This is a genomic window from Limosilactobacillus caccae, from assembly GCF_900156885.1.
Classification (GTDB): Bacteria; Bacillota; Bacilli; order Lactobacillales; family Lactobacillaceae; genus Limosilactobacillus; species Limosilactobacillus caccae.
Genome location: NZ_FTOY01000010.1, coordinates 21,473 through 34,771, shown reverse-complemented (window position 1 = coordinate 34,771; position 13,299 = coordinate 21,473). Strand labels below are relative to the sequence as shown.

Annotated in this window: 13 protein-coding genes; 10 read left to right on the top strand and 3 right to left on the bottom strand. The window is 46.3% G+C overall.

Annotation, left to right across the window (positions count from 1 at the left end; genetic code table 11):
- Positions 1–11: 11 nt before the first annotated feature.
- The gene (gene tkt, locus CZ502_RS03590) at positions 12–2,024 is read left to right on the top strand and encodes a transketolase (RefSeq protein ID WP_076459734.1); all 2,013 of its coding nucleotides are present in this window, start codon (positions 12–14) and stop codon (positions 2,022–2,024) included.
- Between the two features lie 189 nt (positions 2,025–2,213).
- On the opposite strand, the gene CZ502_RS03585 is transcribed toward tkt, so the two are convergent.
- From CZ502_RS03585 to CZ502_RS03575, 3 genes are read right to left on the bottom strand one after another with little or no spacing between them, the layout of a single operon-like run.
- Positions 2,214–3,467, bottom strand: a complete 1,254-nt coding sequence (locus tag CZ502_RS03585; RefSeq protein WP_076459733.1) for a sensor histidine kinase — start codon at positions 3,465–3,467, stop codon at positions 2,214–2,216.
- Entirely contained in the window at positions 3,448–4,143 is a 696-nt protein-coding gene (locus CZ502_RS03580) for a response regulator transcription factor (protein WP_076459732.1), read from the bottom strand. Before CZ502_RS03580 ends, CZ502_RS03585 begins: the two co-directional genes overlap by 20 nt.
- An 11-nt stretch (positions 4,144–4,154) precedes the next feature.
- Complete coding sequence (locus CZ502_RS03575; RefSeq protein ID WP_076459731.1) at positions 4,155–4,766, bottom strand: GTP pyrophosphokinase; 612 nt, start codon at positions 4,764–4,766, stop codon at positions 4,155–4,157.
- A gap of 197 nt (positions 4,767–4,963) precedes the next feature.
- Between CZ502_RS03575 and guaA the strand changes: the two genes are divergently transcribed.
- The 9 genes from guaA (at position 4,964) to CZ502_RS03525 (ending at position 13,274) form a co-directional block, all read left to right on the top strand.
- On the top strand, positions 4,964–6,517 hold the full coding sequence (gene guaA, locus CZ502_RS03570; protein ID WP_076459730.1) for a glutamine-hydrolyzing GMP synthase: 1,554 nt from the start codon (positions 4,964–4,966) through the stop codon (positions 6,515–6,517).
- Between the two features lie 210 nt (positions 6,518–6,727).
- Positions 6,728–7,594: a TrmH family RNA methyltransferase gene (locus tag CZ502_RS03565; protein WP_076459729.1), complete on the top strand. Its 867-nt coding sequence runs from the start codon at positions 6,728–6,730 to the stop codon at positions 7,592–7,594.
- Between the two features lie 182 nt (positions 7,595–7,776).
- Positions 7,777–8,016: a hypothetical protein gene (locus CZ502_RS03560; RefSeq protein ID WP_076459728.1), complete on the top strand. Its 240-nt coding sequence runs from the start codon at positions 7,777–7,779 to the stop codon at positions 8,014–8,016.
- 431 nt (positions 8,017–8,447) lie between these two features.
- A complete protein-coding gene (locus CZ502_RS03550) occupies positions 8,448–9,308 on the top strand; it encodes a GRP family sugar transporter (RefSeq protein ID WP_076459726.1) in 861 nt (286 codons plus the stop codon).
- 122 nt (positions 9,309–9,430) lie between these two features.
- Positions 9,431–9,742, top strand: a complete 312-nt coding sequence (locus tag CZ502_RS03545; RefSeq protein ID WP_076459725.1) for a nucleotide pyrophosphohydrolase — start codon at positions 9,431–9,433, stop codon at positions 9,740–9,742.
- Between the two features lie 80 nt (positions 9,743–9,822).
- Entirely contained in the window at positions 9,823–10,815 is a 993-nt protein-coding gene (locus tag CZ502_RS03540) for a LysM peptidoglycan-binding domain-containing protein (protein WP_076459724.1), read from the top strand.
- A 12-nt stretch (positions 10,816–10,827) separates the two neighbouring features.
- The gene (locus CZ502_RS03535) at positions 10,828–11,292 is read left to right on the top strand and encodes a hypothetical protein (RefSeq protein WP_076459723.1); all 465 of its coding nucleotides are present in this window, start codon (positions 10,828–10,830) and stop codon (positions 11,290–11,292) included.
- A 165-nt stretch (positions 11,293–11,457) separates the two neighbouring features.
- Positions 11,458–12,654, top strand: coding sequence for a sensor histidine kinase (locus CZ502_RS03530; RefSeq protein ID WP_076459722.1), 1,197 nt, complete (start codon positions 11,458–11,460; stop codon positions 12,652–12,654).
- Complete coding sequence (locus CZ502_RS03525) at positions 12,651–13,274, top strand: response regulator transcription factor (RefSeq protein ID WP_076459721.1); 624 nt, start codon at positions 12,651–12,653, stop codon at positions 13,272–13,274. Before CZ502_RS03530 ends, CZ502_RS03525 begins: the two co-directional genes overlap by 4 nt.
- Positions 13,275–13,299 lie beyond the last annotated feature (25 nt).

Here is a 13,299-nt window from a genome sequence, read left to right as displayed (position 1 = left end):
GTTTATACTTTATGATTAATAGTTTACGTGTTCCTAAGGCAAAGAAAACGACTGTCGAGTTTTCGCCTGCTGACCAACTGGCAATCAATGCCCTCCGTTTTATGAGTATGGACATGATTGAACAGGCCAACAGTGGACACCCTGGTTCACCATTAGGGATGGCACCAATGGCCTACACTCTCTGGGAAAAGTTTATGAACTTTAACCCGGTTGATGATAAGTGGATTAACCGTGACCGTTTTGTGTTGTCTGGTGGTCACTGTTCATCCTTACTTTACAGTCTGTTGCACTTTAACGGCTTTGACTTGACCTTAGAAGATATTAATAACTTCCGTCAGCTCGGTTCCCGGACACCGGGACACCCGGAATACCAACTAACTGCCGGGGTTGATTGCTCGACTGGACCACTGGGCCAAGGATTTGGAATGGCAGTTGGGATGGCGATGGCAGAGCGGCACCTAGCTGCAATGTACAACCGGCCAGAATACCCAATCATCAACCACCACACTTACTGTATTGTTGGTGACGGTGACTTGATGGAAGGGGTCGCTGAAGAAGCAATGAACCTTGCCGGAAAGAACCAATTGGGCCGGCTGATTGTCCTTTATGATTCCAACGACGTCACCCTTGATGGGCCACTGGACCTTAGTACTAACGAAAACGTTAAGAAACGGTTCAAGGCTGCTGGCTGGGACTACCAACGGGTGGACGATGGTAATGACCTCGAAAGTATTTCCCGGGCAATAAAGCAGGCCGAACAGACAACTAAGCCATCGCTGATTGAAATTAAGACCACGATTGGTTTTAAGGCACCAAATGCAGGGACAAGCAAGGTTCACGGTAGCCCACTCGGCGAAGAAGGGCTTAAAGCAACACGGGAAAACTATGGCTGGGATTACGAACCATTTGAATACCCAACTGAAGTTTACCAACGCTTTAACCACTACTTAGACGAAAAGAAACATTTCTACCAGGAATGGCAAGAAATGTTTAGTGACTACCAACTAAACTACCCAACCGAAGCAGCGGCGTTAATGCACCAGCAGTTTGATGCCAGTGGATTGACCCCGCACCACCAAGTTGGGGAGACGGTATCAACCCGGGTGGCAAACGCTGAAGTATTGCAGGACCTAGGGGAACGCAATCCACAATTATGGGGTGGGGCCGCTGACCTCTTTGCTTCTAATAAGACCGACTTAAAGCAAGGTGAGATCTTTAGCAGTGCAAATTACCGCGGGCGGAACGTGTACTTTGGGGTCCGTGAATTTGGGATGGCTGCTGCCATCAACGGGATCAACCTCCACGGTGCTAGTCAAGCATTTTGTAGTACCTTCATGGCCTTCAGTGACTATGTAAAGCCGGCAATCCGGCTCGCTGCACTGCAAAACTTGCCATCAATCTTTATCTTCACGCATGACTCGGTAGCGGTGGGTGAAGATGGCCCAACCCATGAACCGGTGGAACAATTGGCAATGCTGCGGACAATTCCTAACGTTCAAGTATTCCGGCCAGCTGACGTTCACGAGACGATTGCTGCCTGGAAGGTAATTGCTAAGACAACGGATAAGCCAAGCATTATTATTGCTTCCCGGCAAAATCTCCCGGTCTTAGCAGAGACAATGGATGCTGATGCCCAGCGCGGTGCCTATATTGCGGCTAAGGAAAACAATCGGCTTGACGGTATCTTGTTAGCAAGTGGTTCGGAATTATCCTTGGCTCTTGAGGCAAAGAAGGTGCTAGCAGCAGAACATAACCTTGATGTACGTGTTATTTCAATGGTTAGCATGGAACAATTCAACCGGCAGCCAGCAGAATACCGTAAACAACTCCTGCCAGCTGACGTCAGGAAGCGGCTGGCAGTTGAAATGGCAACACCGCAGATGTGGTCACAATATGTTGGCCTTGATGGCAAGGTGATCGGCATTGACCAGTTTGGGATGAGCGGTAACGGCGCGGAAGTTGTTAAGAAGTATGGGTTTACTGTCGATAACGTTGTCAAACAGTTTATCGGTCTTAACGAATAGGAAGGAGGCGAGAATCATGACTAAAAAGGATTCAGAAGCCACAATTCTTGAGACTCAAGCAGTTAATGAAGAACTTCGCTTATTAAATATCGATCTTGAAGACTAGTAAATAAGTAATCAATCTATTCTCAACATAAATATTCCATCTAAAAAGGACCTGCTTCCACACTCCAGCAGGTCCTTTTCCTATTAAATTAATTTAAACCGCATCGTAATAACCGTACAGCCATCTTTATACTGGGCATTGATCTTCCCGTTAAAGGTGTTAACCAGTTCCAGTGCCATTGACAGGCCGATGCCAAAACCGTCTTGTTTACCATGGTGGTGGGATTGGTCGTGGCGGTAAAAGCGTTCGAAAAACTTATGATAGTCAACGTCCTTTCCGTCAGCGTATGAATTACTGATCGCAAAGAGGGCGTATTTTCCGTGTGGTGACTTCTGGAGGCTAAGGGTTACTTTTCCATGCGGGTCGCAATACTTATTGGCATTGTCGAGTAAAATTGAAATCAGTTCGTAAAAGTAACGCCGGTTTGCCATAATCGTCAGGTCGGGGGCGACTATTGAATGAAATTCCTTATCCTCATGGGTGATTACAGTTGTAAAACTATCGCTTGCTTCCTTGACGATCTGCGAAATATTAGTCGCCGCTAGGTCAATATTAGCATTTTCTTGGAAGCGGGCAAGGGAAATGAGGTGGCCAATCAGCCGGGTGAGGTGTTCGACCTGTTGTTTATTACTCCTTGTCCACTCGTTTTCCTCGTTCATCATCTCGTCCATCTCAGTGTTTGCGGATATAACGGCAAGCGGGGTTTTTAGTTCGTGGCCGGCGTTGGTAATGAATTCCTTTTGCCGCTGCTCTGCCTGTTCAACTGGCCGGATTGCCCGTTTTGAGAAGAGGGCAAGCACCAGGGCAAAGAGAAGCAAGCTAAAGCCCCCGAGATAGATGCCGCTTTTGATAATTTCATTCGTAGTAGTCATGATGATTGACGAATCAAGAAAGGTGATGGTCGAATCCCCGTTTGGTAGGCGGTTGACTTGGTAAGCATAAGTGTTCTTGTTGTAATGGATTGTGCCTTTCCTATCCCCCCGCTGGTTGACCTGCTTAGCAATTGTGGTAATTTTATTGCGCGGAACGGTCATGATATGCGTATCATCAATTTTACTGACGTCTTGTCCATCGGCCGAAACAGTTGCCGTAAAGTAGCGGTACTGGTAGATCCCTTCCCGGTTAAATTTTGGCCCGAGGCGTTGCTGGAACTGTTGCTTGGTGTCCTCGCTGTTTAACTGATCGTGCTTTTGGGAAAGAATCGTGAGGACGGTATCGATCTGTTGATGGGCACGGTAATAACTAATCGAGGCGAGGCCACCGACAAGGGTTACGATGACGACGAGCAGCGCCCCAATCGAAACGAGGATGAACTTTCTACGCAGGCGTTGAATCATTGCTTTCACCCGTTTCTATTAGTTGGTAGGGGCCGCCCTCAGCACCCTTGATCTGAAGAGAGGACTTGACCGCTGCAAGCTTTTGCCGGAGGTAGCAGATATAAATCCAGAGGTCGGCCGCATTGACCTGCGCCTGTTGTCCCCAGTTGCTGGTGAGAATTTCAGTCGTGCTAAGCTCTTTTTTGGCATTGGCGATTAGGAAGACAAGCAACTGGGTTTCATTTTTTGAAAGACTGATTGAGTTGCTGCTGGAAAGGTTTTGCGCACTTGTGTCGACGGTGGTGTCACCAAGGGAATAGGTGCTCTGTGAGTAGTTATCCTGCCGCCGTTCAAGGGAACGCAGACGGGCGAGGAGTTCCTTTAGTGAGAATGGCTTGGTGATGTAGTCGTCCGCTCCGGCATCAAGACCGTTGACCTTATCGTCTGTTTCAGCCATCGCGGTGAGCATAATCGTGTAGGTGTGGTTGCCGCTTGCCCGTAATTCTTTTAAGGCTTCAATCCCGTCTTTGACTGGCATCATGATATCAAAGATCATGACGTCATAGGGATTTTGCTGGGCAAGGTCGACGGCTTCTTGCCCGTTGGCTGCCGTATCGACGGTGTAATTGTTGGTGGTCATTGCCATCTTTAGGACGCGGGATAATTGCCCTTCGTCTTCAGCTAGTAAGATTCTCATGGTGGTCCTCCTTAGTCTGGCCGATTGATTAGTTGCCGGATTGTCTGCATTGTGACATCACAAGACGCGAGATCGTCTGCACAGTGCTTGAGTTCCCGGCTGATGATCGCAGCGTTTTTAACGGTGTGCTTGTACTTCATTTCGTGTTCGAGGCTGGCCCAGGTATCCATGGCGATTGTCCGGAGCTGGATCTCGACATAATACTTGCCCGGGCGGTGGCCATCGTAGTCTTCATACGGGGTGGTGACCATTAGGATGAGGTGGTAGCTCCGGTAGCCGTTTGGTTTGGCGTTGGCGATGTAGTCTTTTTCCTTGACCACGTCGCACCAGTCCGCCTTTTTCAGCAGCTCGACATTCTTGTACACGTCATCAATAAAGTTTGACACGATCCGGATGCCAATTGCGTCGTGATTTTTCCGCAGGGCTGATTCTGTCGTGACCGGGAGTTGCTTTCGCTGACACTTTTCGATCATACTGTCATTGGTCTTAACCCGCCCATTAAGGTGTTCGTAGAGCTTAGCCCCGCCCGCTTGAACGTGTTGCTCGTTAATTGCTTTGATTTGTGTAAGAACATCATTGAGAATTAATGGTAGGTTTGGTGCGTATTTACCATAGATATCCATGATTATCATTCCTTGAAATTATTTTCGCTATTATAGCAAAGTTCCTGCAAAATTATGTGAATTCTTTTTGAAACTAGCACTCACCATTAATTCTAACAAAATAATTGCATAACTGATAAATAATCATTGACCACGCTTACTTCAGCCTGTAAACTAGCCAATAAAGAAATTTTAATTTAAACAAAGGAAGTGGCATTGTGGCAAACATCAATTTAGATGCGTTTGACAAGATCATCGTGCTGGACTTTGGTAGCCAGTATAACCAACTGATTACCCGCCGGCTCCGTGACTTCGGTATCTACTCTGAACTGTTATCACACAACTTAACCGCTGCGGAGATCAAGAAGATTAACCCCAAGGGAATCATCTTCTCCGGTGGACCAAACAGTGTGTATGATCCAACGGCATTCAAGGTGGACCCAGAAATTTTCAAACTTGGGATCCCAATTTTGGGGATCTGTTATGGGATGCAGTTAATGTCTTATGACCTCGGAGGGAAGGTTGAAAAAGCTGATAACTCCGAATATGGTCGGGCAGACATTACGGTTACTGCAGACGATGCAGCATTATTTAAGGGCTTGCCAGAAAAGCAATCCGTTTGGATGAGCCACGGTGACTTGGTAACCCAAGCTCCTGCTGGTTTCACCGTTACGGCGACGAGTAAGAACTGCCCAATCGCATCAATTGCTGACAGTGAGCGCAAGTTCTACGGGGTCCAATTCCACCCCGAAGTCCGTAATTCCGAATACGGGCTTGATATCTTGCGCCGGTTTGCCTTTGATGTTTGTGGTGCCCAGGCCAACTGGACGATGGATGACTTTATTGACATGCAAATCGATCACATCCGTGAAGAAGTCGGTGATAAGAAAGTGATTCTCGGCCTTTCCGGTGGGGTTGACTCCAGCGTTACCGCTGTTTTGATCCACAAGGCAATCGGTGACCAGTTGACTTGTATCTTCGTTGACCACGGTCTGTTGCGGAAAAATGAAGCAGACCAAGTGATGAATGCGTTGAGCCGTGACCTGGGGGTTAACATCATCAAGGTCGATGCCGCTGACCGCTTCCTCGGCAAGCTTGCCGGCGTTACTGACCCTGAACAAAAGCGAAAGATCATCGGGAAGGAATTTATCGAAGTCTTCAATGAAGAAGCCAAGAAGATTCCGGATGCTGACTTCCTTGCCCAGGGAACGCTGTACACGGACGTAATTGAATCCGGGACCGACACTGCCCAAACGATCAAGTCCCACCACAATGTTGGGGGCTTACCGAAGAAGCTCGGCTTTAAGCTGATCGAACCATTACGGAAGCTCTTCAAGGATGAAACCCGTGAACTGGGTGAAAAACTTGGGATTCCGCACGAATTAGTATGGCGGCAACCATTCCCAGGCCCTGGTTTAGGAATCCGGGTAATCGGTGAAATCACGCCGGACAAGCTAGAAATCGTTCGCGAGAGTGACGCAATCCTTCGCGAAGAAATTAAAAAGGCAGGTCTGGACGAAGAAATCTGGCAATACTTTACTGTCTTACCAGGCATCCGGTCCGTCGGGGTCATGGGTGATGGCCGGACGTACGATTACGCAGTCGCAATCCGGGCAGTCACCTCAATTGACGGGATGACAGCGGACTTTGCCAAGATTCCATGGGATGTCTTACAAAAGATTTCCGTACGGATCGTAAACGAGGTCGACCACGTCAACCGGATCCTGTACGATGTCACGAGTAAGCCACCTTCGACGATTGAATACGAATAATGTTAATAATAATGAGGAAGCGAGAGGTTTATTTGCTTCCTCATTATTAATTTATTTAAGAAAGAAAAAGTTAGTAGTTCTTTTAACACGCAATATGAAAAGCGTTAAAATGGATAGCTTATTACAAATAAAAGTGGCATTACTAACCCAACAATACTCAAATTCTTTGGATAAGAACGATAAGACCATTACAAATAAGGTAGATTCAACATGCATAACTTAATTTTTCTTACAGACTTAGCGGGAGCCGATTTGGATCCCTATGTCCGGCTTAACGAGGCACAGCTTTTTCATGCTTTAGAACCTAAGCCGGGCTTGTTTATTGCGGAAAGCCCGAAGGTAATCGAGCGAGCCCTGCGCGCTGGTTACCGGCCAGCTTCCCTGTTGATGGAAGAGAAGGTAATGAAGCGTGATTTGGCGGACCTCGATCATGAGATGGCTGCTAATAACACGACGGGACTAGGGCAGACGCCAATTTATGTCATTGATAGTAGTCTGATCCGGCAGTTATCCGGCTATAATCTTTTACGGGGGGCGTTGGCTGCGATGCACCGGATAGTGCGGCCTGACCTGAGCAGCTTTTTGGCGACCATGCCAACCGACCATCCACGGATTGCGGTGCTGGAAAGCGTCGTTAATCCCACTAATATTGGGGCAATCTTCCGTTCCGCCGCCGCACTGGGCATCGATGGTGTAATCGTAACGAGTGACTCCGCGGACCCGCTTTACCGGCGCGCCTCCCGTGTGTCGATGGGGACTGTTTTTCAAGTACCGTGGACCTATGTTGATGCCAAAGTATGGCAAGCAGAAGGGATTGACATCCTTCACCAATTGGGCTACCAAACGGCGGCGATGGCCCTGCGGCACAACACCGTTAGTATTGATGACCCCCAATTAGCAAAGGTCGATAAGCTGGCGATTGTTCTTGGTTCAGAAGGGCCGGGACTAAAAGAAAAGACGATTACGGAAAGTGATTTTACGATTAAGATTCCGATGGCGCCAGAGGTTGATTCGTTGAACGTCGCTGCTGCCTCAGCATTGGCTTTTTGGGAGTTGGGTAATCGGCGGGGGGAATAGCTTTGCGGTAAAGATATTAAAGGTGTTACAAGTTAGGTGAGCTTAGTCATTATATTCATCGCAGTACCAATTCAACGATAAAGTAGGTCTGTGCATGAGGATTTAATCTTCTTTGTGTATCTGAAGATTAGTATTATATGATATAATACTAGTGGGAATTCCCACGGAAAGGACCTGCAAAAATGGAAATTGTTAATGACTATATTGCCCACACTGATAGCAAAAAAAGGATTACTTTACGCAAGTCAAAATTTGAATATTACAAAGTTCAAGAATTTGAAAATGGATATATAGTATTAGCTCCCAAAGAGTTAAAAGACCCAGCAGGAATATCAGATAAAACATTAGCAGTAATAGATGAATCAATCGCTAATTTAAAGAAGGAAAAAGTGTCTGCGCCAGTAGACTTATCAGATTTTTAAATGCGATTAGCAAAGAGGATGAAACTTTATATAAAAAGTGGGGACAGGCATTAAAACATTTGTCCATTAGTCCTAAATATCCAGGATTAGAAAGTCATAATATTGATGTACTATCTAATAAATATGGCATGAAAGTATGGCAATCTTATCTGGAAAATAGGAATAGTAGTGCTAGAAGAATGTTTTGGGTTTATGGACCAGATAAAAGAGATATTACAATTGTCGGATTAGACCCTCATCCAGAAAGTAAAAAGAATGGCGCATACGAAAGAATTGGTTTGTCGGACCTTCCACGAGAATGAGAATGCAACCGAAGCAGTCAGGATATCCTGGCTGCTTTTTTTGTACTTGCTATTGTGAAAGATTGAACTAAAATAAAAGTGTGGATATTTATGTCGTGAAAACTCAATTAAAGAAAGAAGGCTGATAAGATGTCGCTAGTTGATATTTTAATCGCGCTAATCCCCGCGTTTGGGTTAGGGTTTCAAGTTATCAGTATGCAACTGATTGGTGGAAAGTACACCAACAAGGTAATGGGGATGGCGATTGTCACCCTGATTGTCGGCATTATTGTTTATTTCATCAAGCAACCGGTGCTGACACCGGCGCTGTGGATCGGTTCGGCACTTAGCGGGATTGGCTTTTGTATCGGAATCATCCTCCAGGTTAAGAGTTTCTCCTTAGTCGGGGTGACGATGACGATGCCAATTTCGGTCGGTGAGCAACTAGTCGGAACCGCGCTCGTGGGGGCAATTTGTTTTCACGAATGGACGTCGGCAAACCAGTGGCTCCTTGGGATCGGGGCACTGGTCCTGATTGTCGGCGGGATTGCGATGACGGCCTATCACGAAAAGAGCGAGCAGGGGAGCAACGTTAAGAAGGGGATGCTCTACTTGATCATCTCCTCCCTCGGCTTCGTAGCCTACGCTTCCTTCCCAACGGCCTTTAAGCTCAGTGGCTGGGACGTTGTCTTTCCGCAAGCAGTAGCAATTTTCGTTGCGATGGTGATCCTCTGTGCCTTTGAAAAAGACAACCAGATGTTTGCAAAAAAGACCTGGCAAAACATGGCAACTGGTGCCTGCTTTGCGATTGCCAACCTCGGTATTATCTTCTCCAACCAGATCAACGGGGTGGCCGTTGGTTACACCATTTCCCAGTTAAACGTAATTATTTCCACACTCGGTGGCCTGTGGATCTTGCATGAATCCAAGACACCTAAGGAAGTTAAGTTTACAATTGCCGGTGTCCTGTTAGTCGTGGCCGGTGGAATTATGATCGGAATTACTAAGTAGCAATTATTTTGATAATGAATATCATAAAAAGTGGATAGAAGAGTACTATTGTGTGAGGCAGTAGTACTCTTTTTCATCTTCTAGTATCATAGAAGTTAAAACGAATAAGGGAGTTTTTTATAATGGACTACGAAGAAATCGCCAATATCCTCCGTGACTTTCGTGACGAGCGGGGATGGAATAAGTTTCATAACCTTAAAGACCTTGCAATATCCTTAAACCTTGAGGCCAGTGAAGTGCTAGAAATCTTTCAGTGGCAACCAGCCGACCAGGAGCTGACCGCAGAACAACGGGCCCACCTACAAGAGGAACTGGCCGACACGATGATGTATTTGATTTACATGTTTGATAAACTCGGCATTGATCCTGGAACCGCGATCAAGCAAAAAGTTGCCGTGAATCACCAGCGGCACTGGCCAAAGATTGATCAATAATATCGGCCGTTGAAAAGGGACTGGTGAAGGCTGTAAAATAAAGGTGTAGAGGTTTCATTGGAAAATAGGAGGAAAGACTAATGAAAAGCAATAATCATAAGAAGCTTGCGGCGACCCTAATGACAGCAGTCCTGGCGGGATCTGTTGTTGCCACTTCAATTACGGTCGCTAACGCTAACACCGCGAGTGGCACGCCGGAAGAACAAGCTGACATTACCAACTGGATTGCGAACACACCACAGCAAATTTCTAACCACATGGCTATGCAACACATCGACACAAACAACCTTAACGGGGCACAGTACGTTATCCAGTGGGGTGACACCCTATCAGGAATTTCAAGTGCTACCGGAATTTCTGTTGCTAAATTGTGTTACGACAACAACATTCAAAACGCGGACCTGATTTACGCCGGTGACATTTTGATCTTAAACCGGACTGGAAATGTTCCGGCGGGTTATGTACCAAACGTCAACCCGGACGCGGTTGCCCAGACTAAGGTCACCATCAACAATGGGTCAACGAACGTGAATATCAATGTCCAACCACACGCGGTTCAAAACATTGATAATTCCACCCACATTTACAAGGCTGGCGGGGCAACTACTGACAATGATGATACAGAGAGTGACAGCAGTTCATCACACTCAACTAAGACGACCAAGGTGACTGCTTCTGCAATCGTTGACGGGCTTGAAGATGCCAACACCAATGACAAGCTATCATTTGAAGTCGGCGATGGTGGTAGCGATGCGGACGAATTGGATATTGATTCTGCGGCCCTCCTCAAGGATGCCAAGAAGGGGGACTACGATGCTGTCCTTGACGCAATTGAAGATGCCCTAGACAATAAGGATGACAATGATGTCACGATCTACATCGAAAAAGACGGCGGTGAACTGCATGTTTACGCTAGTCAAGACGATGAAGAAAGCAGCAGCGAAGACAGTAGTAGCGCTAAAGATAGTAGTGATGACAGTGAAAGCAGTCAAAGTAGCAGCGATGAAGACAGTGATAGCCAAGCCGTTACTAATGAAGACGAAGACACTGACACCAGTGACGTTGCCAATTAGTAGGGGTTAGTCATGCAAAAGAAAACAAAGATTATTATTTCCGTGATTGTTGCAATTGTTGTTATCCTTGGCGGTGGTTACTTTTACGCCAGTCATGCGGTTGCACGGCACGTACCTGGTCACGTCTATGAATACACGTCCGTTTCGGGTAGTCAAAATGCCTACATGACCTTTGCGGAGAGTGGCGACCAGGTAGTTGTCACGTCAAGCAAGGATAAGGCCATTCAGGCAAGCAACAGTGCTAGTGACTTTCAAAATGTATACCAAAGCGAGGCCAAGCAGGGAACATGGAATTATAAGGCACAGGGGAGCAAGCTAACGATCTCGAAGACCCAGGATAACCAGGTTTCAATGTGGCAGTACAACAATGTCTTAGTTCTGGGAAAGAAGATGCACTCGAGTAGCTTTACCTACCAGATTGCTAATGCTGGTCAGGGGGTTGACAAGAAGTCAACGAACTTTGAACAGATTAAATAGCCAGGTAAACTACTAGGGAAGGTCATTTGTTATATCGTTTTCCCGATAGGGCAATTTATCGTTATTTGATTGATAAACATGATCAATCACCATATCATAAAAGAAATGGAGGAATTATGGCTTCCGTTTCTTTTTGTTTTTAAAATTAATGGAGTGTCAATAATAATGAAAGATAAAGCCGTCCAGCAAAGCATAAAAAGAAAATTTTATAAAAATGACCGGTGGCTATTAGTGCTGTGGATTATGATTCTCTACTCAGTGGTCAACGGTTACCAGTGGCCGCAGACGACCCTGATTCAGTATGTGGAAAGAGTCAGCATCCTCTTTTACTTGTTTATCACGATTGCCTTTGCGGCCAAGTTCAGTGGCTACTGGTTGAAGTTATTACTGGTTAGCCAGGGGATCGTGTCCCTATTAGGAATGTATGCTTTTAAGTCGCCCGTTCTCTCATTTATCTCGCCGATACCGGCAATGCTTTTTGAGGAGATGTTGTTGGGTAAACGAATCAAGGACTTGCCCTACGTTACGATTATTTACGCGTTAACGGCCCTGTGTTTTATTTTTTACAATAGTGAACTAGACCTAATGACTGTCTTGATCATTTTGCAGGCCTTACTTGGTTTGGCAATCGCGGTAAAGGTCGTCCAGCTTAACCTCTTGTCACTGGTCCGGCAGGCGGAAAGAATTGTTCAGACAAATATCAAACTCCACCAGGCCAATCGGCAAATCGCGGAATTGACTACAGAAAAAATTCAGCACGAGCTAGCGCGAGACCTTCATGACACGCTCACGCAGGACCTTGTTGGCATCGGGATGCGGTTAACGGTCATTGACCAGTTGTTGGGGATGGGAAACGTAGACAAAGCTAAGAAAACGGTCAAGGAGACCCAGAAGATGGCGCAGACATCGATCATGCAGTCGCGCCGGCTAATCAAACAGTACCGCGACCAGCGTGCAACTGATGAATGGGTGGCCCTAAAAAAGACAACAATTGACACAGTTGATATTATCGAAAAAGACTATGCCCTGACGACTGATTTTAAAATTGACCACGATGTTGAACTACCGGTTAGTGAGATGGTTGATATCCAGCGCTTTATCGGCGAGGCACTGATGAATGTTGTCAAACACGGGAAAACTGACCAGGCGGAGTTGAAAATGACCGTTACGGATAAGTGGCTGACAATTGAAGTGCTTAATCATGGTCAGCCGTGGGTCCCTGATGATGACACGGGCAACCACTTCGGCATAAAGAACATGAAGGAGCGAGCTGCTAAATATAATGGCGATGTTGTTTTTCAACCTTTGCCAAGGGGCTTGAAAGTAGTCGGAACGTTTGAAATTAAGGAGAAAAAGCAATGAAATATTCAATAATGCTTGTTGATGACCATCCGATTGTGCGTGAAGGCTTGCGGATGGTAATTGAGAATACGGATAATTTAGAAGTGACCGCAATGGCAGCGGACGGTCAGGATGCGCTGGAAAAGCTGCACGCGATGGAGAAGTTCCCGGACTTAATTGTGCTGGACCTGTTGATGCCCAATATGGATGGCAACACCTTGCTTGATGAGCTGGTCGATAAGACCAATGTCGTGATTTTGTCGACGGAGATTGACCTTAAAATTGCTCAAGAGGTAGTTAGAAAGGGAATTCGTGGCTACCTGCTAAAGGATGAGATGCCGCTAAAGATTGTTGAGAAGATCCAAAAAATCCTGGAAGACCCGAACTATATCGCGATTAGTTCGGAAGTCTTGACCACTGTCATGGACAGTAATGATGAGAGTGGCGTCCACAAACTAACGCCCCAACAAATCACCCTGCTGAAGTTTATCGCGGAAGGTGACACTAACGCGGAAATCGCCAAGAAGATGTTTGTAACGACCCGGACGGTGAAGAACTACCTAACGACAATTTACGACCTTCTTCATGTTCATAACCGGGCGCAGGCAATTGCTGTTGCGGCTAAGCACAACTTAATATAATTACTGCGAGGCTGGGGCTGGGAAG

Bases quoted from the DNA above. Each gene is read 5' to 3' on its own strand.
- CZ502_RS03535 (WP_076459723.1), top strand. From the start codon at position 10,828: ATGCAAAAGAAAACAAAGATTATTATTTCCGTGATTGTTGCAATTGTT.
- CZ502_RS03550 (WP_076459726.1), top strand. From the start codon at position 8,448: ATGTCGCTAGTTGATATTTTAATCGCGCTAATCCCCGCGTTTGGGTTA.
- CZ502_RS03565 (WP_076459729.1), top strand. From the start codon at position 6,728: ATGCATAACTTAATTTTTCTTACAGACTTAGCGGGAGCCGATTTGGAT.
- CZ502_RS03560 (WP_076459728.1), top strand. From the start codon at position 7,777: ATGGAAATTGTTAATGACTATATTGCCCACACTGATAGCAAAAAAAGG.
- CZ502_RS03525 (WP_076459721.1), top strand. From the start codon at position 12,651: ATGAAATATTCAATAATGCTTGTTGATGACCATCCGATTGTGCGTGAA.
- tkt (WP_076459734.1), top strand. From the start codon at position 12: ATGATTAATAGTTTACGTGTTCCTAAGGCAAAGAAAACGACTGTCGAG.
- CZ502_RS03585 (WP_076459733.1), bottom strand. From the start codon at position 3,467: ATGATTCAACGCCTGCGTAGAAAGTTCATCCTCGTTTCGATTGGGGCG.
- CZ502_RS03575 (WP_076459731.1), bottom strand. From the start codon at position 4,766: ATGGATATCTATGGTAAATACGCACCAAACCTACCATTAATTCTCAAT.
- CZ502_RS03545 (WP_076459725.1), top strand. From the start codon at position 9,431: ATGGACTACGAAGAAATCGCCAATATCCTCCGTGACTTTCGTGACGAG.
- CZ502_RS03580 (WP_076459732.1), bottom strand. From the start codon at position 4,143: ATGAGAATCTTACTAGCTGAAGACGAAGGGCAATTATCCCGCGTCCTA.
- CZ502_RS03530 (WP_076459722.1), top strand. From the start codon at position 11,458: ATGAAAGATAAAGCCGTCCAGCAAAGCATAAAAAGAAAATTTTATAAA.
- CZ502_RS03540 (WP_076459724.1), top strand. From the start codon at position 9,823: ATGAAAAGCAATAATCATAAGAAGCTTGCGGCGACCCTAATGACAGCA.